The 24,262-nt window shown below is 70.1% G+C and carries 23 protein-coding genes and 4 pseudogenes; 12 read left to right on the plus strand and 15 right to left on the minus strand.

The genetic code is table 11. The features are described 5' to 3' along the window. Nucleotides 1-147: 147 nt before the first annotated feature. Together ACFQ87_RS30565 and ACFQ87_RS30570 are read right to left on the minus strand one after the other, a co-directional pair. Nucleotides 148-348, minus strand: a pseudogene (locus ACFQ87_RS30565) (hypothetical protein); the annotation flags it as partial. 30 nt (nt 349-378) lie between these two features. Continuing rightward, nucleotides 379-1,253 (minus strand): IS5 family transposase gene (locus ACFQ87_RS30570; RefSeq protein WP_380614093.1). Its coding sequence is split into 2 segments (ribosomal slippage): nt 379-861 and nt 864-1,253, totalling 873 coding nucleotides; the frame shifts between segments, so codons are not numbered across the junction. A gap of 100 nt (nt 1,254-1,353) precedes the next feature. Here ACFQ87_RS30570 and ACFQ87_RS30575 point away from each other — a divergent pair. From ACFQ87_RS30575 to ACFQ87_RS30595, 5 genes and pseudogenes are all read left to right on the plus strand, one after another. Beyond that, nucleotides 1,354-2,493: an IS701 family transposase gene (locus tag ACFQ87_RS30575; protein WP_380614140.1), complete on the plus strand. Its 1,140-nt coding sequence runs from the start codon at nt 1,354-1,356 to the stop codon at nt 2,491-2,493. A gap of 523 nt (nt 2,494-3,016) precedes the next feature. Beyond that, entirely contained in the window at nt 3,017-3,202 is a 186-nt protein-coding gene (locus tag ACFQ87_RS30580; RefSeq protein ID WP_380614094.1) for a hypothetical protein, read from the plus strand. 784 nt (nt 3,203-3,986) lie between these two features. Continuing rightward, nucleotides 3,987-4,466, plus strand: a complete 480-nt coding sequence (locus ACFQ87_RS30585) for a hypothetical protein (RefSeq protein ID WP_380614095.1) — start codon at nt 3,987-3,989, stop codon at nt 4,464-4,466. Further along, nucleotides 4,463-5,803 carry a hypothetical protein gene (locus ACFQ87_RS30590; RefSeq protein WP_380614096.1) on the plus strand — a complete coding sequence of 447 codons (1,341 nt, stop codon included), beginning with the start codon at nt 4,463-4,465 and terminating at the stop codon, nt 5,801-5,803. Before ACFQ87_RS30585 ends, ACFQ87_RS30590 begins: the two co-directional genes overlap by 4 nt. A 240-nt stretch (nt 5,804-6,043) precedes the next feature. Further along, nucleotides 6,044-6,622: pseudogene (locus tag ACFQ87_RS30595) on the plus strand (ADP-ribosylglycohydrolase family protein); the annotation flags it as partial. Nucleotides 6,623-6,773: 151 nt separating this feature from the next. Here the strand turns inward: ACFQ87_RS30595 and ACFQ87_RS30600 are convergent. Both ACFQ87_RS30600 and ACFQ87_RS30605 read right to left on the minus strand, forming a co-directional pair. Then, nucleotides 6,774-7,481: a hypothetical protein gene (locus tag ACFQ87_RS30600; RefSeq protein ID WP_380614097.1), complete on the minus strand. Its 708-nt coding sequence runs from the start codon at nt 7,479-7,481 to the stop codon at nt 6,774-6,776. Nucleotides 7,482-8,026: 545 nt separating this feature from the next. Next, on the minus strand, nt 8,027-8,638 hold the full coding sequence (locus ACFQ87_RS30605) for a cyclic-phosphate processing receiver domain-containing protein (protein WP_380614098.1): 612 nt from the start codon (nt 8,636-8,638) through the stop codon (nt 8,027-8,029). A gap of 119 nt (nt 8,639-8,757) precedes the next feature. Between ACFQ87_RS30605 and ACFQ87_RS30610 the strand changes: the two genes are divergently transcribed. Both ACFQ87_RS30610 and ACFQ87_RS30615 read left to right on the plus strand, forming a co-directional pair. After that, entirely contained in the window at nt 8,758-9,576 is an 819-nt protein-coding gene (locus tag ACFQ87_RS30610; RefSeq protein WP_380614099.1) for a hypothetical protein, read from the plus strand. A gap of 85 nt (nt 9,577-9,661) precedes the next feature. Next, nucleotides 9,662-10,411 (plus strand): hypothetical protein, encoded by a 750-nt coding sequence (locus ACFQ87_RS30615; protein WP_380614100.1) that lies wholly within the window; start codon nt 9,662-9,664, stop codon nt 10,409-10,411. Between the two features lie 523 nt (nt 10,412-10,934). Here the strand turns inward: ACFQ87_RS30615 and ACFQ87_RS30620 are convergent. From ACFQ87_RS30620 to ACFQ87_RS30635, 4 genes are all read right to left on the minus strand, one after another. Next, complete coding sequence (locus tag ACFQ87_RS30620) at nt 10,935-11,690, minus strand: hypothetical protein (protein ID WP_380614101.1); 756 nt, start codon at nt 11,688-11,690, stop codon at nt 10,935-10,937. An 11-nt stretch (nt 11,691-11,701) separates the two neighbouring features. Then, on the minus strand, nt 11,702-12,388 hold the full coding sequence (gene lexA, locus ACFQ87_RS30625) for a transcriptional repressor LexA (protein ID WP_380614102.1): 687 nt from the start codon (nt 12,386-12,388) through the stop codon (nt 11,702-11,704). 111 nt (nt 12,389-12,499) lie between these two features. Continuing rightward, nucleotides 12,500-12,685: a hypothetical protein gene (locus ACFQ87_RS30630; protein WP_380614103.1), complete on the minus strand. Its 186-nt coding sequence runs from the start codon at nt 12,683-12,685 to the stop codon at nt 12,500-12,502. An 87-nt stretch (nt 12,686-12,772) separates the two neighbouring features. After that, entirely contained in the window at nt 12,773-13,333 is a 561-nt protein-coding gene (locus tag ACFQ87_RS30635) for a TetR family transcriptional regulator (protein ID WP_355676299.1), read from the minus strand. 37 nt (nt 13,334-13,370) lie between these two features. On the opposite strand from ACFQ87_RS30635, the gene ACFQ87_RS30640 reads away from it, so the two are divergent. Beyond that, nucleotides 13,371-14,420 carry an epoxide hydrolase gene (locus ACFQ87_RS30640; protein WP_380614104.1) on the plus strand — a complete coding sequence of 350 codons (1,050 nt, stop codon included), beginning with the start codon at nt 13,371-13,373 and terminating at the stop codon, nt 14,418-14,420. 200 nt (nt 14,421-14,620) lie between these two features. Here the strand turns inward: ACFQ87_RS30640 and ACFQ87_RS30645 are convergent, their stop codons facing one another. Beyond that, complete coding sequence (locus ACFQ87_RS30645; RefSeq protein ID WP_380614105.1) at nt 14,621-15,043, minus strand: hypothetical protein; 423 nt, start codon at nt 15,041-15,043, stop codon at nt 14,621-14,623. Between the two features lie 32 nt (nt 15,044-15,075). Further along, a pseudogene (locus ACFQ87_RS30650) lies at nt 15,076-15,504 on the minus strand (integrase core domain-containing protein); the annotation flags it as partial. Nucleotides 15,505-15,763: 259 nt separating this feature from the next. Between ACFQ87_RS30650 and ACFQ87_RS30655 the strand changes: the two are divergent. Continuing rightward, nucleotides 15,764-16,468 (plus strand): GntR family transcriptional regulator, encoded by a 705-nt coding sequence (locus ACFQ87_RS30655; protein ID WP_355676964.1) that lies wholly within the window; start codon nt 15,764-15,766, stop codon nt 16,466-16,468. A 58-nt stretch (nt 16,469-16,526) separates the two neighbouring features. Then, entirely contained in the window at nt 16,527-17,390 is an 864-nt protein-coding gene (locus ACFQ87_RS30660; RefSeq protein WP_380614106.1) for a hypothetical protein, read from the plus strand. 142 nt (nt 17,391-17,532) lie between these two features. Here ACFQ87_RS30660 and ACFQ87_RS30665 read toward each other — a convergent pair whose 3' ends face one another. The 3 genes and pseudogenes from ACFQ87_RS30665 to ACFQ87_RS30675 all read right to left on the minus strand — a co-directional run bounded on the left by ACFQ87_RS30665 (nt 17,533) and on the right by ACFQ87_RS30675 (nt 19,414). After that, nucleotides 17,533-17,889 (minus strand): phage tail sheath C-terminal domain-containing protein, encoded by a 357-nt coding sequence (locus ACFQ87_RS30665; RefSeq protein WP_380614141.1) that lies wholly within the window; start codon nt 17,887-17,889, stop codon nt 17,533-17,535. After that, nucleotides 17,881-18,282 (minus strand): annotated as a pseudogene (locus ACFQ87_RS30670) (phage tail sheath subtilisin-like domain-containing protein); the annotation flags it as partial. The pseudogene ACFQ87_RS30670 and the gene ACFQ87_RS30665, both read right to left, overlap by 9 nt. Before the next feature lie 49 nt (nt 18,283-18,331). Further along, nucleotides 18,332-19,414 (minus strand): integrase core domain-containing protein, encoded by a 1,083-nt coding sequence (locus ACFQ87_RS30675; protein ID WP_380614107.1) that lies wholly within the window; start codon nt 19,412-19,414, stop codon nt 18,332-18,334. Between the two features lie 549 nt (nt 19,415-19,963). Here ACFQ87_RS30675 and ACFQ87_RS30680 point away from each other — a divergent pair. Then, a complete protein-coding gene (locus ACFQ87_RS30680) occupies nt 19,964-20,125 on the plus strand; it encodes a hypothetical protein (protein WP_380614108.1) in 162 nt (53 codons plus the stop codon). 686 nt (nt 20,126-20,811) lie between these two features. Here the strand turns inward: ACFQ87_RS30680 and ACFQ87_RS30685 are convergent. Next, nucleotides 20,812-21,510 carry a response regulator gene (locus ACFQ87_RS30685; protein ID WP_380614109.1) on the minus strand — a complete coding sequence of 233 codons (699 nt, stop codon included), beginning with the start codon at nt 21,508-21,510 and terminating at the stop codon, nt 20,812-20,814. Continuing rightward, nucleotides 21,507-22,733 carry a sensor histidine kinase gene (locus tag ACFQ87_RS30690; RefSeq protein ID WP_380614110.1) on the minus strand — a complete coding sequence of 409 codons (1,227 nt, stop codon included), beginning with the start codon at nt 22,731-22,733 and terminating at the stop codon, nt 21,507-21,509. The genes ACFQ87_RS30685 and ACFQ87_RS30690 overlap by 4 nt, the downstream gene beginning before the upstream one ends. Before the next feature lie 423 nt (nt 22,734-23,156). Here ACFQ87_RS30690 and ACFQ87_RS30695 point away from each other — a divergent pair, with 423 nt between their 5' ends. Next, nucleotides 23,157-24,092 carry a CPBP family intramembrane glutamic endopeptidase gene (locus ACFQ87_RS30695; RefSeq protein WP_380614111.1) on the plus strand — a complete coding sequence of 312 codons (936 nt, stop codon included), beginning with the start codon at nt 23,157-23,159 and terminating at the stop codon, nt 24,090-24,092. Nucleotides 24,093-24,262: the final 170 nt, after the last annotated feature.

A 24,262-nucleotide genomic window follows, 5' to 3' on the forward strand; every position in this document is an offset into this window, starting at 1 on the left:
CCACAGCAGATCCGGCATGCCGCCATGCTGCCTGCCGGTGCCACCCGACCGCAGCCCGATTTCCTTGACGAACCCCATAGAGGCACCCCCCCCCGACCGCGACGTAACCGCCTACCTTCTGCGCCACTTCGCACCCCCTTTCCCCCGCTACCCACCCGTCCGATCCCGCAACCACGCCGCCACCGCCAGGTAGTCGTCCGCCGCCAGCCCGACCCGGGCCTCCACCCGGCGGAGCAGCGCGTCCCCCGGGTGGTGCGCCGCCACCCACGCCCGGTTGGCGTCGCCGATCTCGTCGTCGACCCACACGAAGTCCCGCCCCGCCGCGCACGCCACGATCCCGCGCGTCTTTCAAGCTAGGGCGTGTTTCGAAAGTGCTGGTCACAGCCACTCGTTGATGGCTGCGACGAGCACGGTCGCTTCGTAGCGGACGGCGAGTTTGTCGTACCTCGTGGCGACCGCGCGGTGGCGCTTGAGACGGTTGATGCCGCACTCCACCGCGTGACGCTCGCGGTAGTCGTCCTTGTCGAACTTCGGCGGCCGGCCCCCGTGGGAGCCGCGCTTCTTGCGGTTGGCGATCTGGTCGCGCTTCTCCGGGATCGTGCAGCCGATACGACGTCTGCGCAGGTGGACGCGGTTCGCGCGGGAGCCGTACGCCCTGTCGGCGCGGACCTTGTCCGGCCGGGTACGCGGGCGTCCAGGGCCGAGACGCGGCACACGGACACGGCCCAGGACGACCTGGAACTGCGGGGAGTCCCCGCGCTGTCCGGCCGTGATCACGAGCGACATCAGCTTCTGCGCCTGCTCGACCGCCAGGTGGATCTTGGTGGTCAGTCCACCGCGAGAGCGCCCGAGCCCGTGGTCGTCGGGCTCGACGAAGACGCCGCCGGGCGGCTCGACCTGCAGGTCCCCCTTTTGCGCGCACCAGCCGCGTGCTGGTGCGCGCGAGCGATCGTGGAGTCCACGGAGATGTTCCAGGTGATCAGGCCCTTTGCATCAGCGCGGGCCTGGAGCTGCTCGAGAATCCGGTGCCACGTGCCGTCGCGCTGCCAGCGGCGGAACAGCCCGTACACCGTCTCCCAGGGCCCGTACCGCCCAAGCAGATCCCGCCACGGTATGCCCGTACGGGTACGGAACCGTATGCCGTTGATCAGCTGCCGCTTGGTGTGCACTGGCGGCCGACCGGGCTTGATGCCCTGCGGCAGCAGCGGTTCCAGCACTGCCCACTGGGCGTCCGTCAGATCTCCCCGAGCCATGGAACATGATCATCGCATGACCTTGATCCACTTCTGAAACAGACCCTAGTACTGCAACCGCACTTGATCATGGTTGACTTGGCGAGTGATTGATCTTGGGGTGGGACAGGTCGAGGAGTGGAAGGCGGCACTGGCGGGACTGCACGCCCGCTTCGCGTCGCGTTTCACCAGGTCGGAGCCTCGCGGGCGGGCGCTGGAGTACATGGCGGGACTGATCGCCCCGCTGGAGCGCAAGAACGGGTGGTCGCTGGCGGAACGGGCTGGTGAGGAGTGCCCGGACGGGATGCAGCGGCTGCTGAACTCGGCCGACTGGGACGCCGATGCCGTCCGTGACGACGTGCGGGACTTCGTCATCGAGAGCATCGGCGACGAGAAGGCGGTGCTGATCGGCGACGACACCGGCTTCCTCAAGAAGGGCACCCGCTCGGCCGGCGTCCAGCGCCAGTACACCGGTACTGCCGGCCGCACCGAAAACTGCCAGATCGGGACGTTCCTGGCCTACGCCTCGCCCAGGGGGCGGGCGTTGATCGACCGCGAGCTGTACCTGCCGGCGTCCTGGACCGACGACCGTGCGCGCTGCCGGGCCGCCGGAATCGAAGACGACGTTCCGTTCGCCACGAAAATCGAGCACTTCCGGGCCATGCTCCAACGCGCCCTGGACGCGAACGTCCCGTTCGCCTGGGTGACCGCCGACGAGGCATACGGCCAGGTCAAGACCCTGCGGTTCTGGCTGGAGGAACGCGGTGTGGCCCACGTACTGGCCACCAAGGTCAACGACACCGTGATCACCACCGGTGGCGGGGATGCCCGGGTGGACCAGCTCATCGCCTCCCTGCCCCGGCAGGCGTGGAAGCGCCTGTCCTGCGGAGCCGGTGCCCACGGCCAGCGGATCTACGACTGGGCCCGGGTGCCGATCCGGATCTGCTGGGAGAACGGCTTCGGCCACTGGGTGCTTGCCCGACGCAGCGTCAGCGACCCGACAGAGACCGCCTACTACGTCTGCTACGGCCCTGCCGGCACCCGGCTGACGGACCTGGCCAAGGTCGCCGGGTCGAGGTGGCAGGTGGAGGAGTGCTTCCAGGTCGCGAAGAACGAGTGCGGCCTGGACCACTACCAGGTCCGCCGCTACCAGGCGTGGTACCGGCACATCACCCTGTCCATGGCCGCACTCGCCTGCCTGACCGCCATCCGCGCACACGAGCTGTCAAAGGGGGCTCCGGACCCGGCCACGACCGCCTGATACCCCTGTCCGTCGCGGAGATCCGCCGACTCATCGGCCTGCTCCTCCACCCTCACTGCCTCACCGCCGCACACCATCTGTGCTGGTCATACTGGCGACGGCGTAGCCAGACCCGGGCCCGCCGCAGCCACTACAAACGCCGAGGCCACACCCCATAACTGCGGTTGCAGTACTAAGGCGCGCACGGCGGCGATCCGGGCGAGGGGTGCGGTCATCGTGGCCTCCAAGGGGGCGGATCGCGGTCGGCATCGGTCGAAGTCCGCGACACACCGAATGCTACCTGACGGTAATTTAGCTCCGCCGGACAACCGTCAAAAGCGGACACACCGACACTCCCCGATATCGCGGCGATATTGATTCCAAGCCGCCCCGACGGCGGGTTTGAAGATTTCCCCAGCTGATGGATATCATCGCGCTCGAAGCAGAATTCCAGGGCCTTCCTGGACTCCTCTCTCCGTGTTCTGGGCGCCGCCCCGGCGCCCGGGCGCCCGCTCGGGTGGTTCTACTGAGAGGAGTGCGTTCCATGTTCAGGTGGTTCAGGTGGAGGAAGCCCGGTGAGGTCGACGAGTCGCCCCAGCACGAGAGCGCTGGCGACGGCGGGTCCAGCCGAAACATCGAACCGGAGGACGCGGAACGCCGCGACAAGCTGCCGCTGATCATCGAGATCCTGAGGTTCGTGACCGCCGTGGTCAGGGCCTTTAGCGACTAGGTGCGGCGCAGCAAGGTGGCCACCTTGCTGCGCCGCTGGTGAATCGGCTGCGCTCGCGCGGCCTGCAGCGCCCGCTCGGAACCGACTTCGACGGAAGGTCCGGGCGGGCTTCACCATGTCCGGTGCGAAATCACCGGAGTTCATGACGGGATCGGGTGACATTTTCGGTCAGAACCGATCTCGAAACTGTCGCTTGTCATCAGTTCCACGCCAATGACTCTTAGTAAAACGGTTTGAAGTGGAGTCGTTCGAAGTCTTTGATGGTGGCGACATAAGGACTTCGCTCGTCCAAAGCGCTGTTAGATTGTACCTGTCGCCGAGGACGCGGTGCAAACATCGCAGATCCGCGACTTCACGGAAATGGCACTTTAGCCATTTTCCCCATCCGGGAAGACCGATGATTGTTCGCCGAAAAGCGATCCGACTTCACCAGCGGGCCGACGGCGGCCTGTGACATCCGGGCCCGTTGCCCTGGGGGCGGAACCGTCCCCCCGGGGGACGGTTTCGGCTCTCGCCGTCGAGGCCTCGGGACCACGTGGCCCCGAGGCGGCTGCCGCGCACGGGTCCCGGTGCCGGCCAGGCCGACCCACCGCCCGAATTCGTGCGGTGCTCGAGAGCCCGGCACGGGGTGCGATACCATCCCCGAGATTTCGTACGTGCCTCAGGGCCGGGCCCCTACACCTCTCCTGACCTTCCGCCACTGGCTAACATTGTTAGCCTCGTATAAGTTGCAATATACGAGGCAACCGCTGTCAGAGCGATCCTCAGCAGAAGGGCTCCGCGCGTGACTCAGCACTCCGAGACCCCGGACGCCGCCGCCAGTAAGACCGGCCGCGACCCCGCCACGGCCGAGCAGCGCGCCGGCAGCGCCGAGGCGCGGGCCGAGTTGGCCGAACGGGCAGCCGAGAGACTCGCCGCCGAGCTGCGCAGCTATGGTCGGCGGATCGACGAGCTGGGCACCGAGCTCGCCGCCCAGGCGAAGGCGGACCGACGCGAGCGGCGGGCCGCCGCCGGCCAGCAGCGAGCCCGTGTCGCAGAACCCGAGCCATCCGGCAATGCACCGTGGTACGGCCGCAGTTCAGCCACGGGCCTGATCGTGATCGTCGCCGGACACACCGGCGATCCCGCTCTCACCGACGCCTCGATCCCCGGCGGCTGGCCGATGGTCAACCACGGTGGCGGCTGGGAGGTCGACCGCAACCCGCACCGCGTCCCCTACAGCCCGCACCCCCACATCCCCGCCCCGACGGAAAGCAGCCAGTGAGCACCGAACTGGAGGTCCTGAACGGCGAGTTCGCCGATGACGCCGACCGGCTGCCTGCCGTACGCGACAAGCCCACAGGCCTGGACGTCAGTGACTTCACCCGGGACACCGTGCTGGTCGCGGGCCAGGAGCTGCCCACGCCCTTCGCCCAACCCACCTATACCGCACGGGACTTCGTCATCGGCGCAAAGACCGCCCGGCTGTACCAGGACGCCTGGCCGCACAACACCCGACGCAACGCCGACAACCAGGTCAAACTGTTCCAGCACTGGTGCGCTGAGCGGGGCCGCGTCGCGCTGCCGTGCACGACGGCGACGCTGATCGAGTACATCGGCTGGATGATCCACAGTGGGTACGACCCGAACACCGTCTCGGCGTACAAGTCCGCGGTCGTCACCTGGCAGGAACGCAAGACCCCCGGCCGCACCCGTCCGGGCACCATCGAGGTCAAGGAGATGATCGCCACTTACCGGACCCGCTGGTCGAAGACCAACACCGAGAAGCAGTCCCCGGCGGTGCGCGAGGCCGACCTGGAGGAAATGCTCGCCGTGTGCGACGAGCGCTCCCGGCCGGCCGACCTGCGCGACGCCGCGATCCTGACCCTCGGCTTCCATCTGCTGACACGCCGGATCGAGCTCGCCCGCCTCACGGTCACCCACCTCACCCTGTACCCGGACGGCATGGACGTGCGCCTGGCAGACCGCAAGACCCGCAAGGACGGCTCGGTATACGAAGGCTGGGTGCCCGCCCGCGACGACGCACCTCAGCTATGCCCGGTGCGCCGCATGCGCGCCTGGCTGGAGTACGGCCGCCGCATCCACCAGCCCGAGCACGAGGCCGCATTCCGCGCCCTCGACAAGGCCGGCCGCCTGGCCGTACGCCTCACCCCCCAATCCTGTCCCCTCCACCAAGGCGGCGGCTGCGTGCCGAACGCCCCGCACGACCTCACCACCGAGCAGTGGACCGAGCTGTCGTTCCTCAGCGGCGAGGCCATCAACAGGTACGTCAAGACCCATGCAAAGGCCGCCGAACGGCGCCTTGCCCACCTGAGCGAGACGCAGCGTGTCGAACTCGGCTTCAACGCCCTGCTGAACGCGGCCACCGCCGTGAAGGTCACCGCGCACGGGCTGCGCGCCGGCGGGGCCACCGAGCTCAAAGAAGCCGACGTGCCCGAGGACCAGATCGCGGAGATGGGCGACTGGGTGAAAGACAGCGCCGCCATGAAGCGCTACTTCCGGGCGATCCGAGCCAAGAAGCAGAACCCTTGGGCGACCGCTCGCCGGTCCCGCACGACCGCTACACAGCCACCGGCACTCAGCCCACCGTCTGGAAGATGATCACGCCCAGCACCCTGGTGCCGGATGCCATGAGGCCGTCGGCCCACCCGTCATCTTGCTCAAAGCGGCCTCCCCTGCTTGCTACGATGCCTCTACTCTGCCGGGATGGACCTGTCCGTCATAGCCTCGATCGCTGCCCTCGCGGGTATCCCCGCGGCCCTCGTCGCCGTCCGCTGGCAGACGAATACCGCCCTCGCCCAGACGCAGGCTCAGCACGAATCAGCGGTCCACCAGCTCCATCTTGCCGCCCAGTGTGCCGAGATCACGCACGGCCACCCCACCGGCTACTACGCCGCCGGTACGTTCGCTGCCATGATCAACCATCTGGTCCACGGCGAGTCACCGCAGGGTGCGGTACTGCGAGCCATGGAGCTGCTCGCCCGCTACCCCGGCCACGAGGAGACAACCACCGCGCTGCGCAAGGCCGTCGACCTCGCCGCCGACGGTGAGGCGACAGCGGAGAAGCTTCAGACCCTGGGCGCGGGCTGGGTCGCGGAGGAGGCCCTGGCAATCGGCGTCTACGCGCTGCTGGGTCGTACCCGCGTCCAGACCTACTACATCGGAAGTCAGGGCACCGTCTGCGACCCCAGGCCGGCCCGCACCCCTATCGAGGCCGCCTTCCTGCTCTCCGTCAACCACTCGGGCGACAGCGACTCCACCGGCTCGATCTGCGGCAACCTCCTCGGCGCTCACCAGGGCGACGTACGCCTGCCGCAGCACTGGCTGGAGCGGGTCGAAGGCCGCGCGACGATCGCTGTGCTCGCCGACGACTGCGCCTCCCAGGTGTACCCGGGCGAGAGACGGCCCTGGAATCACTGACGCCACACGAGGCATCGCGAGCGACCCCACAATCGCGAGCAGCCCGAGCGTACACGCGCAGGCAGCGGCCTCCCACCAGAAGCAGTACACGACGGTCAGCGCTCCGACGCATGCCGCGCGTAAACCCTTCCCCCTGACGCCCTACACCCTCTCAGGCCGCCTGCCGAAGCGCGGTCCACCCGGCGTCGTTGAACTTGGCGTCGCCCGGTGCAGCGAGGGCGGGCGACTGCTGTCCGCGGGTCCGGGCCACGGCGTCGGTGGTCGCCTTCACGCTCATCTTCCAGTCGGTGTTCTGCCACGCGGCGCCCAGCACGGAGATCACGTAGGCGTCCTTGACCGGGGAGGTGTCGCCCGCCTTTCGGCTGACCTTGGTCAGCAGATAGACCGTCACCTCGCTCGGGGATTGTTGGATCACCTTGAACCCCACCACGTTGCTGCGGACGAAGGCCCCGCTGGGCAGGGGGCCGTCCGTCGGCAGCCCGAGTTCGCTGCGGTTCTCGGCTTCGGTCTGCTGTGCCTTCGCCCTGACCTTGGCCTCGCCGTCCGGGCTCTGGTCGGTGCTGGACAGGTAGGTGTGGTAGATGGCCGCCTGCTGGTCTGCATGGCTGGTGCCGGACTGCATGTTCGTTGCGGTCCCGGCCACCAGCACAGCCACCGCGCCCTCGGTCGTGTCCGGGAAACCGGTCTGGTAGCCGGTTGTGGCGGCGGTCCTGGAGCCGCGCGGCAATACCGCCCAGCGCACCGGTTCCGTCCACGTGGGCGGGATGGTGTAGGTCTCCTCCTTCGGTCCGGACGGTGTCTGCGAGCTCGTGGCCGGTGCCGCTATCGGTGACGGCGTGCTGTTTCCCTCGGCCGTCACGGGGCCGTCGTGGCCGCCCGGCGGCGCCGCGCACGCGGTCAGCCCCAGCATCGCGGCCAGCACAACAGCGCAGCCCCCCGCCGTGGCCCTGCCGGTCCTGCTCCCCCACGTCCGCATCGCTATCAGCCCTCGTTCCCGCTGGAGAGGGCGGCAAATCCGCCGGGCCCGAGGCGTCGCCGCGCGCCGTGCGCATCTGCCCGGCACGACCCGTTCGCGGGTGCCGTCTGATCCGGAGCCGGCGTGGAGAACGGGGAACGCCCCACAGGCCCGTGCCGCTCGACGAGCGGCACGTCGATCGCGGCATCGGCGTGGGAGAACGGCGGGGCAAGCTGGCGCCGTACCGGGCGGCCGGAGTGATCCATCCTGACAGTCTGTCACCCGACGTCGGCGTGCGGGCCCGGTCTACACCCGCCGCCCTCGACAAGGCACCTACCGGATCCGCGGCCAGCAGACCGCGACCAGCGAGGACCTCATCGGCCAGCGGCGGAATGTGGTCGTGCATCGCAGTCCGCCCAGGTAGGCGGAGTCGGTCCAGTCCGGACTCCCTAGGCCGTTGCCCGCTGGACACGATAGCTCCAGCGGGCGAGTGACCGGACGACAGTTTCGGCACCGATGGGGTTGGCGCTGTGAACGAAGACCGCTCCGATCCGAAAGGGTCGTCCGTTGAAGGCGGCTTCTTCCATGAGGGTCACCACCGGCATGATGGTGTCGTCGCCGCCGAGATCGTGGTCGAGCCATAGCTCGTCAATGAATCTGTCGCGGTGCTCTTCCAGGAGCTGGATGCCTTCGCGGCTGGTGCGGGCAATCCGCGTGGCCCTGGGGAGCGGCCGGAGGTCGTCTATGCCGAGGACGACGGGCATCGGCGAAGTGGGGGCTTCCTTCACTGGATCATTGTCACAGTAGGCGGGCGGGATAACCACGGGGTATTGAGACTCTGCTGGGCGGGCCGCCGGGGCCGCAACAAGCTCGGCCTCTTCGTCGGCCCGGTCGGTCACCACGCCGTGGTCATCCTGCTGCGGCGGCCACACCGCCGTCGAAGGTCGCCGATCCGGCACAGGACGTCCGCCGAGGCGGCCCAGTCGACCGGTGACCGTTCGTCGCAGAGCAGTTCCAGCACTCGCGCCGTTCGTGCGGTCGGTCGTCACGGCGACGGCCACGGCCGTGCCCTACGACAGGGAACGGCTTCTGCACGCCACGGCCGGCCAACGACGAACCGCCGAAGCACCGGCCGACCGCGACCTCCCGAAGTGGCTTCCCACTGTGCTTGGGTGGTGGGGTGACATCTGCAGAACGCCTGACCTCCCGAGCCCGGCACGGCGGACACCGAGAGGTGCTCCCCAAACTGCTCGCGCTGGCCACCGATCCCACCGCACGACCCGACCCGGCATGGGAGGCCGGAGCGGCGGCCATCCAGATCCTCTGCTGGGAGGACCGCTTCGCGGAGGCGGGCGAGCTGGCCGAACTGCTGATTGGACACCAGGGGCCGGGCGGCGGAACCCTGTGCGACCAGGACATGCCGTTCGACGAGGCGTTCCTGGCCGCCCAGCTGTATGCGGGCGCGCCCGCACAGCCCCGACTGCGCGCCGCGGCCGACCACATCCCGGAGGGCCGGATCCTGCGAGACCGGCTGCTCTGGCTGGCCGAGCAACTCGACCTCCGGCCGGTGGAGTGGCTGCTGCCGTGCCATTACGACTGGGGTGGGCCCCTCGTGCCGCGGGAGGGCGTGATCGGCGAGTGGCTGCTGGACCGCGACTTCGCGGCGCTGGGGCCGCGCGAGAAGCGGGTCGCCTGGGAGGCGATCGCCGAGACCAACGACTTCGCCCGCGGCCGCGGGCTGGTCGAGTCGCTCGGTGAGCTCCCGGAGCAGTACTACCTCTGCCTGTGGCTCGCCGGCTGGTACGCCGTCGAGGGCGACGTCGCGGGCGGCGAGCGGATGCTACTGGCCGCGCACGAGCGCTGGTGGCCGTACATGAGGTGGGATGCGATCCCGACCTCCGAGGTGGTGCAGCCGACACTGCGGCGGGTCGTCACCGACAAGGTACGGCAGCATTTCCTCACCAGGCCGGCTGGTCCAGAAGCGGCCGGTCGGCCGTAATCGCGGGGCTGGCACGTCCGGCACCATCCGGCCCGTCAGGTCCAGGGCGCGGACGAGAGCCCAGGTCAGGCGTCACAACCGATCTTTGGACTCCCTCGCTTCATGTCATGCCTGCCAGCGAGCCCTTGGCATCAGTCATCTGCCGGGTTTCTGCCGCCTGTGCCGTGATCATCTGCTGTCGGCCGACCTCGGGGGACTTGTGAGCCGAATCAACTGCCCGCAGTGCGGCGCGCTCGATCAGGTGCGCAGCGTGCCGAGCGTCTACCAGTCGCAGAGTAGCCGGTACTCCGGGACGAGTACCGGTTATTCCTCCGGTGTCGCGTACGCGAGCGGGGTCGGTGTGGTGCCGGCCTACGGCCGGTCGACCGTCCATACCTCGGGCGTCTCCAGCAGTCTGCTGGCGGTTCAGATCGCTCCACCGCCTCGGCCGCGGCTGGCCAAGCCCGGTCTGGGATGCGAGATTGCGTCCCTGTTTTTTCTCGCGTCGGTGTTCCTGCTGTTCGTCCTGCCGCCAGTTTTGACGTCCGACAAGCCTCACGTCCGGGGTTTTCTGCTGGCGTTCGGCATGTTGGGCGGGCCCTTCGTCGTCGCGGGGGTGGCTTTGTCCGTCAGGCGCGCCAGGAAGGCGGACCGGTTCCGGCGGCAGTTCGAGGAGTACTCGGAGATCCAGCCGTCGCTGGCCGCCGCCTGGAGCGCCACCTTTCTCTGCCTTCGCTGCAACGTCGCCTATCTGCCCGATGGGGAGTTTGGGATCAGTCCCGCACCGGTGGTGCCGGTGTGCGACCTTCACGGCCTGGTCGCGGTCACCGCAGCCCGCCTGCGGGACGAGGACTGACAACTCCCGTCCGTACCAGAGACGTCGGGCGGCTGAGCCGAGCGTGAGGAGAGGTTCACCCGGGGCAGGATGTGCGAGCTGTTCCGGGTGCGGGCTGGTCGGGCCGCTGGTCTGGTGACAAGGTCAAGACGGGTCGGGAAGGCGCAGATCCTGCGAGAAGGTCATGCCCGGGGTGCCGTCGGTGACGTGGGACTCCACGATGGCCGCCGGCACCTGCGGCACGCGGGAGGAGTCGTGCCCGGCCTGATCCCGGTCTCGTGGTGGTTCCAATGTGGTGGAGTGCCGGGCGGATCGTGTCCAAGAACCCGAGCGATGCGGTGATCACGAAGATGCGCGAGGCGGCGAAGGTCCTGGAAGCGAAGGTTCAGGGTGACGACGGTGAGTACTACGGCGCCTGACGCGTGCGGTTACCGCGAGACGATCAAGGGTGGTGTGGACTCTTGAAGATCGTGCGGTGGCCGCTGGCGTAGACCCTGCTCGATGGCGGGCGTTGATTCGACTGGGAACTCGACACCTGTCGGCGTCACAGGGCCAGTGCGGCGAAGGCCGCGTCGAGGAAGCCGTCCGGCAGGCCCGTTCCCGTCCAGGTCCAGTCGGACGGACTCACCGCCTCGGCGGCTTCCTCAACAGCCAGTCCGACGCTCGCGGGGTCTTCTGCGGGCAGGCCCAGGGCGACCACCGCCCAGGACGCCAGAGCCTCGACCTCCAGATACTGCCACCACTCGGCGTCCTGCCACCCCCGGCGTTCGGTGGCCTTGTTCGTCCAGGCCGTACGGAAGAGCGAGGTGAACGCGGAGCGCGGATCGGCTGCGGAGGCCTCGACGGCGCACCGCACAGTCCGCAGGTGCTCCAACTCCGCAGCCCAGGGATGCATCGCGAAGAATTCCAGGTTGCGGCGAAGGGTGGGGCGGAACGCCCGTCCCCGGCCACGGTTCCAGCGCTCGGCCGGTGTCCACAGGCCGCCCGGCCCATCGCCCAGCCGTGCGGCCCGGGCCCGTGCCGCGACATCGCCGAGCACCGCGTCCCGCCATCCGAGCCCGTACGCCCTCTGAGCGGCGACGATCGCGTGGACCTGCCCGTCCGTGGCCGGCGCGTCGAGAAGCGCGTCGCCGAAGCCGTCCCACAGCACGGCGAGCGCCGCGGTCACCGCCTCCGCGCAGCGTGCGTGCAGATCACCCACAGGTACCCGGGTCCAGGGCAGCAGCGCCAGATAGGTCCTGTCCCACAACTCCCGCACGGTCATCTCCTCCGGCACGGTCCTGTCCTCGTCCCTGGCCACCGTCCGGACCCTCAGAGACGGCGTAGCACGGCGACGACCTTGCCGAGGATGGTGGCGTTGTCGCCGTTGATGGGTTCGTAGGCGGGGTTGTGGGGCATCAGCCAGACCCCGCTGTTGTCGCGCTTGAGTCGCTTGATCGTGGCTTCGCCGTCGATCATCGCGGCCACGATGTCGCCGTTGTCGGCGACCGGCTGGCGGCGGACGGTGACCCAGTCGCCGTCGCAGATGGCCGCCTCGATCATGCTGTCTCCGCGCACGGTGAGCGCGAACAGTTCGCCCTCGCCGACCAGTTGGCGGGGCAGCGGGAGGACGTCCTCGACGGTCTGCTCGGCCAGGATCGGGCCGCCGGCGGCGATCCTACCCACCAGCGGCACAGGAACGGGGACGCCGATGTTCCCGGTGGTGTCGGCGGGCGTGGCCTGGCAATCGGCCCAGACGCGGTAGGCGCGGGGCCGGTTCGGGTCGCGGTACAGGAGGCCCTTGCGTTCCAACGCCTTCACTTGGTGGGAGACCGAGGAGGTGCTGGTCAGGCCGACGGCCTGGCCGATCTCACGCATGGACGGCGGGTAGCCGCGGCGCCGGACGGAGTCGCGCATGACCTCGATCACCCGACGCTGGCGCTCGGTGAGGCCTTCGGCCTCGGTACGCACGCCCGGGGGCCGGCCGCTGCGGGCGCGGGTTGTCGTGGTGTCGGCCATGGCGCCCTCTCGATCGTGCGGGTGTTGACTGTATCCGGCGTTCTGCGGGTCCGTCACCGGGCTTTGGGGTTCGCTGACCTGCCCGGATGCCAAATCGGGGGCGCGCAGCGGTCATCGGAAGTCCCTGCTGCGGGCGCCGGGCGCGAGGGTGAGCGGGACGAGGCGGGTGGCGACGAGGTTGACGGCGCCGTCACGGCGCTCGGCCGTGCCATGGACCAGCAGGCCGGCTGACTGGAGGGCGGCACGGCGCTGGCGCTCCCATATGTGCGGCTGGCGGCGGACTCCCGGGTCCGCCACTGGACTGGCCGTGGGCAGTCCAGTGCGGTCGCGCTGCGCTGGACTGCCCACGGCCCGGGGTGGGTGACCTCGACGGGCCTTCGCGCCTCATCCGTCGGCGAGGCGCTGGATGGTGGCGCTCAGCCAGGCCTGGAGGGCGGCTCGGTCGCCGAGTTCGGATCGCAGCACGCGGCGGCGGGTCGAGACGCCGAGGACGAAGGCGTCGATCGCCGCGGCGCGGCTGTGGGCGTCCGCGTCCGGCAGGCCGGTCTCGCGCAGGTAGTGGTGCAGCGGTTCGAGTGAGTTGGTGTCGAGGAAGTCGGCGAGTGCTTCGGCGGCCTGTGGGCGTTCGCCGGAGGCGCGCTGCAGCACGAGCAGCGGGTCCTGGCCGGGGGTGGTGAACCATCGCTCCACGATGCTGGCCGCCAGGCGCGCGCCCAGGGTGGAGCGGTCGCCGTCGAAGGTGTCCGAGACGGGGATCCGCACCTGGGTCGCCGCCAGGAACAGGCCGTCCTTGCCGCCGAAGTAGCGGGTGATCAGGTTGGGCGAGACTCCGGCCGCGTCGGCCACGGCTTTGACCGTGACCGCCGTGTACCCGTGCTGGGCGAACTGGTGTTGCGCGTGTTCCAGGATCCGCTGCTTGGTGGCGTCGGCATTCCGTTCCATCATGTGTACGAGAATACACATCATGTGTACGCTCATACACATGGATGAGGAGACCCGAGAACGAATCCGGCGGACCCGGCGCGTCGCGAGCCCGTGGAGTAACGACACGACACGCGGTATCACCGGCACCCGCCTCGACGAACTGCTCGACCGCTGGGCGAACGGATACGACTGGGACGTACACCGGCGCCGCATCGACGCACTGCCCTGGGAGACGGTGAAGACGGACGGTACCGACCTGCGCGTGATCCACCAGCGCTGCGCCGATCCCGGCGCCCCGGTGGTCGTCCTGCTGCACGGCTGGCCGGACTCCGTGCTTCGCTTCGAGCGCATCCTGCCCCTGCTCACCGACCTGCACGTGGTGGTCCCCGCGCTGCCGGGCTTCCCGTTCGCACCCCCGCTCACCACACCCGGCATGTCGGCCGACAAGATCGCAGGCATCGTCGGGGACGGTCTCGCCGAGCTCGGCTACACGCGGTACACGGTCTCCGGCGGAGACGTGGGTGGCACCGTCGCGGAACTCCTCGCTGTCCAGCATCCGAACCGGGTCGCCGCCCTGCACCTGACGAATGTCGCCCCGCAGCACGCGCTCAGCGCCGACCCGGCCAAACTGGCGCCCGACGCGGCGGCCTACCTCGGCCGAGCCGCCCAGTGGTTCCGTACCGAGGGCGCGTACATCGCCGCCCAGTCCACGCGACCCACCACGCTCGCCGTGGCGCTCGGCGACTCACCCGCCGGACTGGCGGCCTGGATCACCGAGAAACTCCTGTCCTGGTCGGACCAGTCGGACGGGCCGGCCCTCACCACCGACGAACTGCTGACCTGGGTCACCGCCTACTGGACCACCGGCACGATCGGCACCTCGTTCGCCACCTACACCGAACCGGTCACCCTCCCCCACCGGATCGAGACCCCGACCGTGCTCTCCGTCTTCCCGCACGACACCAAACCCGAACCGCGAAGCTACGCCGAGGCGTTCCTCGACGTCCGCGCGTACGTGGAACACCATGCCGGCGGCCACTTCGCCGCCTGGGAGCAACCCGAGGCCTACGCCACCGATCTGCGCCGCGCGGTCGGACTCGGCAATTGAGACGGTCCCGCAGAGGCACGACGACGACGTGCTTCGACATGGCCTCCAGTGAACTCCCCGGGCCGGGGCGGAGTCACCGCTTCTGCCCCGGCCGTCAGCCATCGAGCGGTCGGCGGGCCGGGGCCTTGTTCAGTTGGAGGAGCGGTCGGGGTGGCGGTTGACAGCCCCAGAGATGCTAGAGAAAACCCCAGGTCAAACGGCTAGTGAAGCGTCATACCACACCCACGGAAGCCCGAGAGAACAACGTGGAGGATGCGCGTCTTGGCGCCGCCCGCGATGGCCCGCATCGCGGCGTCGTGCTTGCCCGCGAGGCCATCGAATCCGCCACCGGAGAAGCAGGCGATGCCGAACTCCGCACCGATTTTCGCCAGTTGTGGGACCATTCCTGCCGTTTCGCACCACAGCTCAAGCCGAACGGGCTGGCCGGCCTGGCGGTCGACACGGTAATCGTCGACGGCCGCTTCCACGGCGGCGAAGAAGTCCCCGGGGCCGGTGAAGGAGAGCGGAGCTTCAACGGCGATCTGGGTGTCGTCGCGGATCGCGTCCCAAGGGATGCGGCCAGAGCGGCGGGCCATGCCGACGTACTCGCACATCCGCTTGTAGTCGCGCTCGATCTTGGCCATCACTGCGGGTGCCGATTAATCATCCGGCCTGGTCAAGCGGCATGTTGGTACTCGTGGAGGGTGCCGCCCAGTCGGTCTCGCCGACGGACCTCCAGACGTCTGATCTGTGCTGGTTCGTTGATCGGTTCGGGTAGCGGGCGGAGTGGCGCGGCTTGCGTCAGGGTTCGGTGCGGCCGGTGCTCGTTGTAGAAGGTCTCGAACTCGCGCAGCGCGTGGAGAAGGTGGCGCTGGTTCCAGATCAAGGTGCGGTCCAGGAGCTCCCTGCGGCAGGTCTGTATCCAGCGCTCCATCAGGGAGTTCATCCGCGGCATCCGAATGCCGGTGGCCACGATGTTCAGGCCAGTGTCGGTCATCAGGGCGTCGAACGCGGCGGTGAACTCCGAGTCGCGGTCACCGATCAGGAACCTGGCCGTGCTGCCCGCGTCCTCGATCTCCATGAGCAGGTTGCTTCCGAGCTGCGCGGTCGGATGCGAGCGTCTTCGTCGCGCTGCTGGCCGGCGCCTTCCTGCCGACGCTCACCACGGCGCCGCAGTGGCTGCGCCCCCGCAGCCTGGAGGGCATGGCGGGCCTCGTCGCCGGGACCATGCTGCTCGGCGTTGGGGCCGCACTGGTCAGCGGCAGCCCCCGGGGTCGGTGGTGCCGCTCCTGCGCCTCGCCCATCGCCGAGATCGACCATAGAGATTTTAATCGATTATTCTTCTGATCGTCTATCATGCAGACATGACCCAGACGACCCACACCCAGGCCCCGGCCGGGAAGCAGATGCTCTCCGAGCAGGTCTACCTCCGTCTGCGGGACGCGATCATGCGCGGGGACCACGCCCCCGGTGACGCCCTCAAGCCCCAGGAGCTCTCCAAGGAGCAGGGGGTGAGCCTGGCCGTCGTACGTGAGGCGCTCGTGCGGGTGGTCGGCGAGGGCCTCGCCGACCGGCTGCCCAACCGCGGCTTCGCCGTCCCGGCGTTCTCCGACCGTCGCTGGCAGGAGGTCGCGGAGGCCCGCCGGACCATCGAGCCGGCCATGCTGCGCATGTCCGTCGAACGCGGCGACATTGACTGGGAAGCCCGCGTACGAGCCGCCCACCACCGCCTGACCCGCACCCCGGCGTACGTGCCGGAGGAGGGTGAGCACTACAGCAGCGCATGGGCCGAAGCCCACCGGGTCTTCCACCGCACTCTGCTGGAGGGTTGCGGCAACCCCGTCCTGCTGGAGACCTTCGACCGGATGTGGACCGCGAGCGAGCTGGCCCGCCGCTGGTCGGCGCACCGCAATCCCGACCGGGACGGCGCCTTGGAGCACCGCCGGCTGGAGGAGGCGGCGCTGGCCCGCGACGCCGACACCGCAGTAGAGCTCCTGACCCGCCACCTCACGCAGACCGCGGCCGGACTGACTGACCGCTCCCACCACGGACCCACGGGCGAAGCATGACGCGCCCTTCCCGTCCGGCCGCACGACCCCACCTGATCACCGACGTCGGAGCCACCCCATGACGAACCTCGAGGCGAGCACGGGCCGCCACTGCCACAACGCCGTCAGCCCGCTGCACGCATCCGTGTACTTCGCGCCGGAGCCGCAGGACGAACTCGCGGCACTCGGGCTGGAGCGCGGAGCCATGGCCTACCTCGCGAGCCGCGCGGCACCGCTCGGGGCCATCGACGCGGGCACCGTCACCGCGACGTTCTACAACTTCAACCACGAGCACGTACAGCGGTACATCCCCGCCGCGTGGACCCTCACCCCACCGCACGCGGTGCTCACGGCACGGCTGCGCGGCGCGGACCGGACGCTGCGGCGGTTACTCGGGAAGGAGGCCCTCATGTCCGCGGACCTGACCGAGGCGGCCGAACTCGCGCTGCGCGCCACCGAAGCTTGCCGCCGGGAGGCACGGCCGCTCTACGCTGCCAACGCCGACCTTCCGGTACCCGAAGAACCGCATCTGGCCCTGTGGCACGCGGCGACGCTGCTGCGGGAACACCGCGGTGACGGCCACCTCGCCGCCCTGGCGATCGCCGGCCTGTCCGGCATCGAGGCGCTGGTCCTGCACAACGCCACCGGCACCGCGCCGACATCGGCGCTGTTCATGCGAACCCGCGGATGGTCCGCGCAGCAGTGGGACACCGCCCGCGAGCATCTGCGCGAGCGCGGCCTGCTGGACGAGGCGGGCGACCTCACGCAGGCGGGCACAACCCTGCGCGGCGAGGCCGAAGCACTCACCGACCGTCTCGACGCCGCCCCGTACGACCACCTCGGCCCGGGCGCGACCGCACGCCTCACCGAACTGGCCGGTGGCTTCTCTAAAACCCTCAGGGCAGCCGGCGCCTTCCCCGCGGTGCATTTCGGCAAGGGCTGAGGACCACAGGCCGGGGAGCCCGTGTCAGCTCGACTCCCGCCGGGGATCTCAGGGTCAGCACTTCGCCGAGATGGTCGACGGAGCCGGCCCGGCAACCGGGGCCCGACGGCGAACACGGTGTCGGGGCTGTAGGCCGGCCCGGCTACGCGCGGCAGGCCCTGGTGACGGTGAACTGGATGAACTCGGCGGGGCGTACCGGGGCGACGCCGATGTCGATGACCACCTTGCCGTCCGTCGAGCCGGGCGGGTTGTTGGTCGCGTCGCAGGTCACGTAGAACGCCTCCTGCGGGGTCCGGCCCATGAGCGTGCCCTGGCGCCACTGGTTCTCCAGGAACGAGGTCACGGCCTGGCGCAGGCTCGCGCGCAGGCGTTCGCCGTTCGGTTCAAGGACGGCCCAGTCGGTGCCGCTGTGGATGGATTCGGTGAGGTAGCTGACCAGGCGGCGGACGTTCAGGTACTTCCAGTCGGGGCTGGTGGACAGCGTCCTGGCGCCCCACACCAGCAGGCCGCGGTCCGGGAAGGCCCGCAGGCAGTTGATGCCGGCCTGGTTCAGCGGTCCCTGCTCGGCGTCGGTCAGCGCCGTGTGCAGCGCGTCGGCGCCCTGGACGCTCTGGTTCGCGGGCGCCTTGTGCACCCCGCGCTCGGTATCCGTCCGGGCCCAGATCCCCGCGACGTGGCCCGTCGGCGGAACGGTCCGGGCCGCACCATCGATCCCCGGCACCTGCAGCCAGGGGTAGTACACGGTGGTGCACTGGGCCTCGTCCTCGCCCAGCCCGAACAGCCCCGGGACCTTCGCGGCGGCCTCGGGTGTGGCGTCCTGCTGGGTGTGCAGCACCGCGAGGCGGTTGCGCATCCGCGCGCAGTGCTCCGCGACGGCCTTGGCGATCGCCGGGGCCTCCGCCTCGTTCTTCCTGTGAGGCTCGGAAAATCATAGCTGCTGGTCAAGCTGCGTATCGGTACTCGTTGATGACGCCACCGAGGACGCGGGTGCGCAGGAGTTTGCGGCCTTCGAGGTCGTGTGTGGTGGGCTGCTCGTGGGCGCCGGGAGGTAGCTGGTTTCGTGCCCGGTGGGGGCGGTGTGCGTTGTAGTGCTGCTGGTAGGCGGTCAGGACCTGCCGGGCGTGGGCCTCGTTCATGACGAGGACATGGTCGAGGGCCTCACGCCGGATGCTCCCGATCACTCGCTCGCAGTGGGCGTTCATCCGGGGAGTTCGCGGCGCACTCTTGAGGATCTCCATCTCCTCGGCCTCGAAGACGGCGTCGAAGGACTGGCCGTACTTGCCGTCCCGGCCGCGTAGCAGGAAGCGGAGGGACTCCGCGTGGGAGCCGAGGTCGGCTGCCACGTTCCGGGCCCACTGTGCCGCCCGGTCCCGGGTGGGGTGGGTGGTGATGCCGGTGATGTGCAGGCGTCGGGTGCCGTGTTCGAGGAACGCCAGCGCGTAGAGCCGCCGGCCGAGCACGGTGTCCAGACGGAGGGAGTCCGCCGCGAGGATGCCTTCGGCCTGGTTCGTGAGGAACTCGCGCCAGGTCGGGCCAGTACGGCGGGGGGCCGGTTCGATGCCGGCGGCATGGAGGATCTCCCATACCGTGGATGCGGCGATCGTATGCCCGAGACGAGCGAGCTCGCCTTGGATGCGCCTGTGTCCCCATTGCGCGTTCTCTCGGGCGAGCTGCGGGATCAGCTTCTTGAGTGCTGCCTTGGTCGCCGGCCGTCCGGTGCGGGCGCGCAGTGTGCTGTAGTCCCACTTCGCCGCGATGAGTCGGCGGTGCCAGGCCAGCAGGGTTCCGGGCGTGACCGGGAAGACTGTCCGCCAACGGCGACGGGGTATCAGGCTGGAGAGCGCTGCCAGCCAGAACCGGTCCGCGGGCTCGTAGCGGAGCGGTCCTGATATCCGGCGGCGCAGCACAGCGTTCTCGTGCCGGAGCACGAGCAGCTCCGCGTCCTTGGCGATGTCGCGGCGCAGCAGTACCCCGGGTACGGACAACAGCTTGCGGGCCACCTTGTAAAGCAGCGAAACGATCACGCGGACAGTGCCAGCCGAGGTTGCTCCACCACTGCCACCTGCGACGATGACTTTCCGAGCCCGACACCCACCTGCACAGCTTCTGCAACGGCCTGGAACTCGACCGTGCCGCCGTCAACGCCGGCCTGACCCTGCCCTACCACAACGGCCGCACCGAGGGCGTCAACACCCGGACCGGGTGGCCGCCCTGCACCTCACGAACATCGCCCCGCAGCGTGCGCTCACGGCAGACCCGGCGACGCTCACGCCCGACGCAGCGGCCTACCTCGACCGGTCGGCGCAGTGGTTCCGAACCGAGGGCGGGTACATCGCCGAACAGTCGACCCGGCCGAACACGCTCGCGGTCGCCCTCGGCGACTCCCCCGCCGGCCTCGCAGCGTGGATCGTCGAGAAGCTGGAGTCCTGGTCCGACGGGCCGGCCTTCACCACGGACGAGCTTCTCACCGGGTTACCGCCTACTGGGTCACCGGCACAATCGGCACCTCTTTCACCACCTACGTCGAGCCGGTCGACCTTCCCGCCCGGATCGACACGCCGACCGTGCTCTCGGTGTTCCCGCACGACATCAAACCGGAACCGCGAAGCTGCGCCGAGGCGTTCCTGAACATTCGCGACTACGTGGAACACCCTGTCGGCGGCCACTTCGCGGCCTGGGAACAGCCCGAGGCCTACGCCGACGACCTACGCCGCGCGGTCAAGCTGAGCGGCTGACAAGGAGCTCGCGCACGCTCCACCGCAGCCCCGCACCGACGGCCCTGCGCCGGGCCGCCCGAACGGCCGGAACCTCAGCCGCAGGCCCCATCGCCCGGCGGGTCCAACAACGGCGACCGCCAACATGCCGCCCGGCCCCGAGGCCCGGGCGGCACCCGGAGGGCGGCCGCCGTCCGCCGCGGCCAGGGCCGAGCCCGGCACGGCGCGGCAACAAGAGCGCCGGCGGGCGTCGCCGCACCCTGGTGGCAGACACCGGGGCAGCGGGCGCGATGGGGGCCGCCGGGGCCAGGAGCCCCGCAATCCGAGCGCCGCACGGTCGCGGCGCAGCCGCTCCGGGGGCCTGGCGGCGTGTCAGACCCAGGCTGAGAAGGCTCCGGCAGTGGCGAGGGCTTCGAGGGCGGGCGCGGGCAGGCCGGTGCAGGGCCGCGAAGTCCTCCAGGTCCGCGTACGGCCGGCCGGTCGTCGGTGCCGGCCGCCATCCGGCGGGGAGGCCGGACGGCATCGCCCGGCCACCTCCCGGGGGTGGTGGTCCGCAGACCGTTCCAGCACGAGCGTCCGCTCGCCCGGGTCGCAAGCCTGCGCGTGTTGGCGTGGTGTACCGGTTCCGCCCGATCCCCGGCGGCGGGGATCGGGCCGGGGACTGCGCTCTGCTCCGGCGGTTTCCCCGGCTGTAACCGCCCGCGCGGTCAGGGCCGCTCGCCTCCCGGAGCCAGGCCCACCCGGTACGCCAGGACCACGGCCTGGACGCGGTCGCGCAGATCCAGCTTGGCCAGGATGCGAGAGACGTAGGTCTTCACGGTTTCGGGGCTGAGGACCAGCCTGGTGGCTATCTCGATGTTCGAGAGCCCCTCGCTGATGAGCAGGAGGACCTCGTGTTCACGCGGGGTCAGGGCCTTGAGGCGGTCGCGTTCGGGGGATGCGGGGGCGTCGGCGGGGCGTAGCCGTTCGGCGTAGCGGCCGATCAAGGTGCGCGTGACGACCGGGGACAGGAGGGAATCTCCGCGCGCGACGGTCCTTACGGCGTGGATCAGTTCGGGCGGTGGCGCGTCTTTCAGGAGGAAGCCGCTGGCGCCGGCGCGCAGGGCTTCGTAGACGTACTCGTCGACGTTGAAGGTCGTCACGACGAGGACCTTCGCCGGTTCGGGGGAATCGGGGCCGGCCAGGCGACGGGTGGCCTCGATGCCGTCGAGCACGGGCATGCGGATGTCCATGACGATGACGTCGGGTTTCAGCTCCTGCGCGAGGTGGATCGCCGCCCGCCCGTCCGCGGCCTGCCCGACGACCTGCATGTCCGGCTGCGCGGAGAAGATCGTGACGAAGCCGGCGCGTACGAGAGCCTGGTCCTCACACACCAGCACCCTGGTCGTCGTGGGTGGCGTGCTCATGCGGCACCTGCTGCCGGGATGCGCGCGGACACCCGGAACCCGCCGTCCGGGGCGGGACCTGCCGCGAACTCGCCCCCCAGCATCTCCACCCGTTCCCGTAGCCCGGCCAGACCCTGGCCTCCCGACATGTGCGGTCCGCCACCGCGCAGTGCGACGGAGACGGGCGCCGCGCCGGCGGCTCCTGCGGTCGTGATCTCGACGTGCGTCCAGCCGGGGTTGTACGCCAGCCGTACCCGTGTCTCGCAGCCTGCGGCGTACTTCACGGCGTTCGTCAGGGATTCCTGCACGACGCGGTACGCCGTGAGCCGAGCGGCCATGGTCATCTCCGGTTGTTCTCCTTCCTCGGTCAGCTCGATCGGCTGACCGCCCGCGCGGGTGTGCTCCACCAGGTCCGGTATCCGGCCCGGCATCGGCGTGCGCTCCTGGGTTGTCCGCGATTCTCCGGTCGCGTCCAGGACACCGAGCAGGAAGCGCAGTTCGGCCAGTGCCCGGCGGCCGGTGTCGTTGATGGCGTCGAGGGTTTCCTCGAGACGTTCCGGGGCCCCGGTGAGGTATTTCGCGGCTCCTGCCTGCACGACCATCGCGGTGACGTGGTGGGTCACCACGTCGTGCAACTCCCGGGCCAGACGGCTGCGTTCCGCGGCGATTGTCGCCTGCGCGGAGCGCTGCCGCTGCTCCGCCTCTTGCGCGCGCCGCCTGCGCACGAGGGCGCCCAGGGCCCACAGCGCCGCCAGCACCCCATAGTAGAGAAGGAGGTCGCCCGCGTTGTCGGGCGAGCCCAGCGCGTGCAGGACGATGCCGAAGAGCACGTATCCGCCGGTCGCCCCGAGCGCGACGGCCCGGCGCAGGCGGTACTGGTGGGCGCCGGCCGAGTACAGGGCGATGTACAGCCCAATGCTGCCGAAGGTCGGCGGGTACCCGAGGCACTCGTGGAGCGCGAAGGAGACTCCCGTCACCGCGAGGCAGACGGCCGGCCACCGGGTGCGCACGGCGACCGGCAGGGTCTGACCCAGGGTCAGCAGCACGCTCGCGACGGATGCCTGGTGGGCAGGAAGGTCGCCGAGCTGCGCCCCGATGTGCGAGAGCGGGTCCGCGAACGACAACACGGTGAAGACGAGCGCGAACTCGCGGTCCCTGGTGACGGCTGGGCGCGATCCCCACCACTGCGCCAGCCCCCGGAACCGCGTGAGGGCGGTGGCCAGCAGCTTCGGGGCGAGAACCACGCCCCGCGCAGAGGGCGCCGCAGGCGGGTCGGCCGAGGACCGGCCCGGGCAGAGAGGGAGACCCGGCACGCGGGATGCCGGCTCCGACGGGTCACGGGCTGTTTGCCCTTCCATACACCGTCCATGATCTGGTGGGTCCGGCGCCGGCCCGCCGGCTCGCTCTCCGGACGGAACGGGGGACCTGTCGTCTTCTGCGCCCGGCCCGCGTCCCGTGCGGGCGGACGGTCTTGCACGGCAAACGTAGTGCCTGGTGGGGGAAGGCGGCATCCCCCCGGGCGGGATAACCCGGTAGCTCGCTCGGGGGACCGGACGGTGCGGCAATTGCCCACCGCATGGTGACGATCCGCAGCGGCCATCGCCCGTAGCGTTCCGGCGTCGAGAGAGCGCACCACCCGCTGCGAGCGGGTCATCGAGGAGGAAACCATGCCGTACAACAACCCCCGAACACAGGCGCAGCCGGCCGGCGGCCAAGTCCACCCGACCACGGCTACCGACGCGCACACCGGGCGCGGCGCGCGGTGGGCGGCCTCCACGTGGGTGCGCCTGCCGGTGCTGTTCGTCCTGATGCTGGCCGTGGACGCGATCGGCGCCGGGATCAACGGCGCCGCCGACGGCATGACGTTGACCGCCCTGATCGCCGGGGCCGCGACGGCCGGACTGGCCCTGGCCGCATACGCCGCCCTGGTGCGGTACCTGGAGGGACGCAGGCCGCAGGAGCTCGCCCTCTCCCGGGCACGGCCGGACCTGCGTCAAGGGATCATGCTCGGGCTGGGCCTGTTCTGCGCCACGATCGGGCTGGTCGCGCTGGCCGGCGGCTACCGCGTGCACGGCTGGGGCTCGATCGGCGGCGCGCTGGCCACGACGGGGTTGATGAGCTGCGCCTCGGTCACCGAGGAACTGGCCTTCCGCGGCGTACTGTTCCGGGTGCTGGAGGAGAAGACCGGCACCTACGGGGCGCTACTCGTCTCAGGACTCATGTTCGGCGGCCTGCACCTGCTCAACAAAAACGCGACGCTCTGGGGCGCGCTGTCGATCGCCGTGGAAGCCGGGCTGATGCTCGGCGCGGCCTACGCCGCCTCCCGCTCGCTGTGGCTGGCGATCGGCATCCATTTCGCCTGGAACACCGCCGAGCAGGGCATCTTCGGCACCGCCGAATCGGGCTCCGGGACCGGGACAGGCGGCCTGCTGCACGCCGCCATCAGCGGCCCCGACATCCTGACCGGCGGGATCTTCGGCCCCGAGGCCAGCATCTTCGCGATCCTGGTGTGCTCCGTGCCCACCGTGCTGTTCCTGCGGGCCGCCAAACACCGCAACCGCATCCACCGCCCCGGCAAGCCGGCGCAGGCACCAGAAAACTGACGAGACCCGCGCCACCGGCACGTGCGAGCGGCAGGCCGCGTCCCCACCATGGGGGTGGGGGGGGGGGGCGGGCCGCCCCCCCCCCCCCCCCCCACCCCCCCCCCCACCCGCCGGCCGCGGTGGGTTTTTGCGGGGGGGGCTCATGTCCGGCAAAACCCACCTGCCTCCCA

Source organism: Kitasatospora sp. NPDC056531 (assembly GCF_042794375.1).
GTDB lineage: Bacteria > Actinomycetota > Actinomycetes > Streptomycetales > Streptomycetaceae > Kitasatospora.

Bases quoted from the DNA above. Each gene is read 5' to 3' on its own strand.
- ACFQ87_RS30580 (WP_380614094.1), top strand. From the start codon at position 3,017: ATGTTCAGGTGGTTCAGGTGGAGGAAGCCCGGTGAGGTCGACGAGTCG.
- lexA (WP_380614102.1), bottom strand. From the start codon at position 12,388: ATGGCCGACACCACGACAACCCGCGCCCGCAGCGGCCGGCCCCCGGGC.
- ACFQ87_RS30635 (WP_355676299.1), bottom strand. From the start codon at position 13,333: ATGATGGAACGGAATGCCGACGCCACCAAGCAGCGGATCCTGGAACAC.
- ACFQ87_RS30640 (WP_380614104.1), top strand. From the start codon at position 13,371: ATGGATGAGGAGACCCGAGAACGAATCCGGCGGACCCGGCGCGTCGCG.
- ACFQ87_RS30645 (WP_380614105.1), bottom strand. From the start codon at position 15,043: ATGGCCAAGATCGAGCGCGACTACAAGCGGATGTGCGAGTACGTCGGC.
- ACFQ87_RS30655 (WP_355676964.1), top strand. From the start codon at position 15,764: ATGACCCAGACGACCCACACCCAGGCCCCGGCCGGGAAGCAGATGCTC.
- ACFQ87_RS30660 (WP_380614106.1), top strand. From the start codon at position 16,527: ATGACGAACCTCGAGGCGAGCACGGGCCGCCACTGCCACAACGCCGTC.
- ACFQ87_RS30685 (WP_380614109.1), bottom strand. From the start codon at position 21,510: ATGAGCACGCCACCCACGACGACCAGGGTGCTGGTGTGTGAGGACCAG.
- ACFQ87_RS30695 (WP_380614111.1), top strand. From the start codon at position 23,157: ATGCCGTACAACAACCCCCGAACACAGGCGCAGCCGGCCGGCGGCCAA.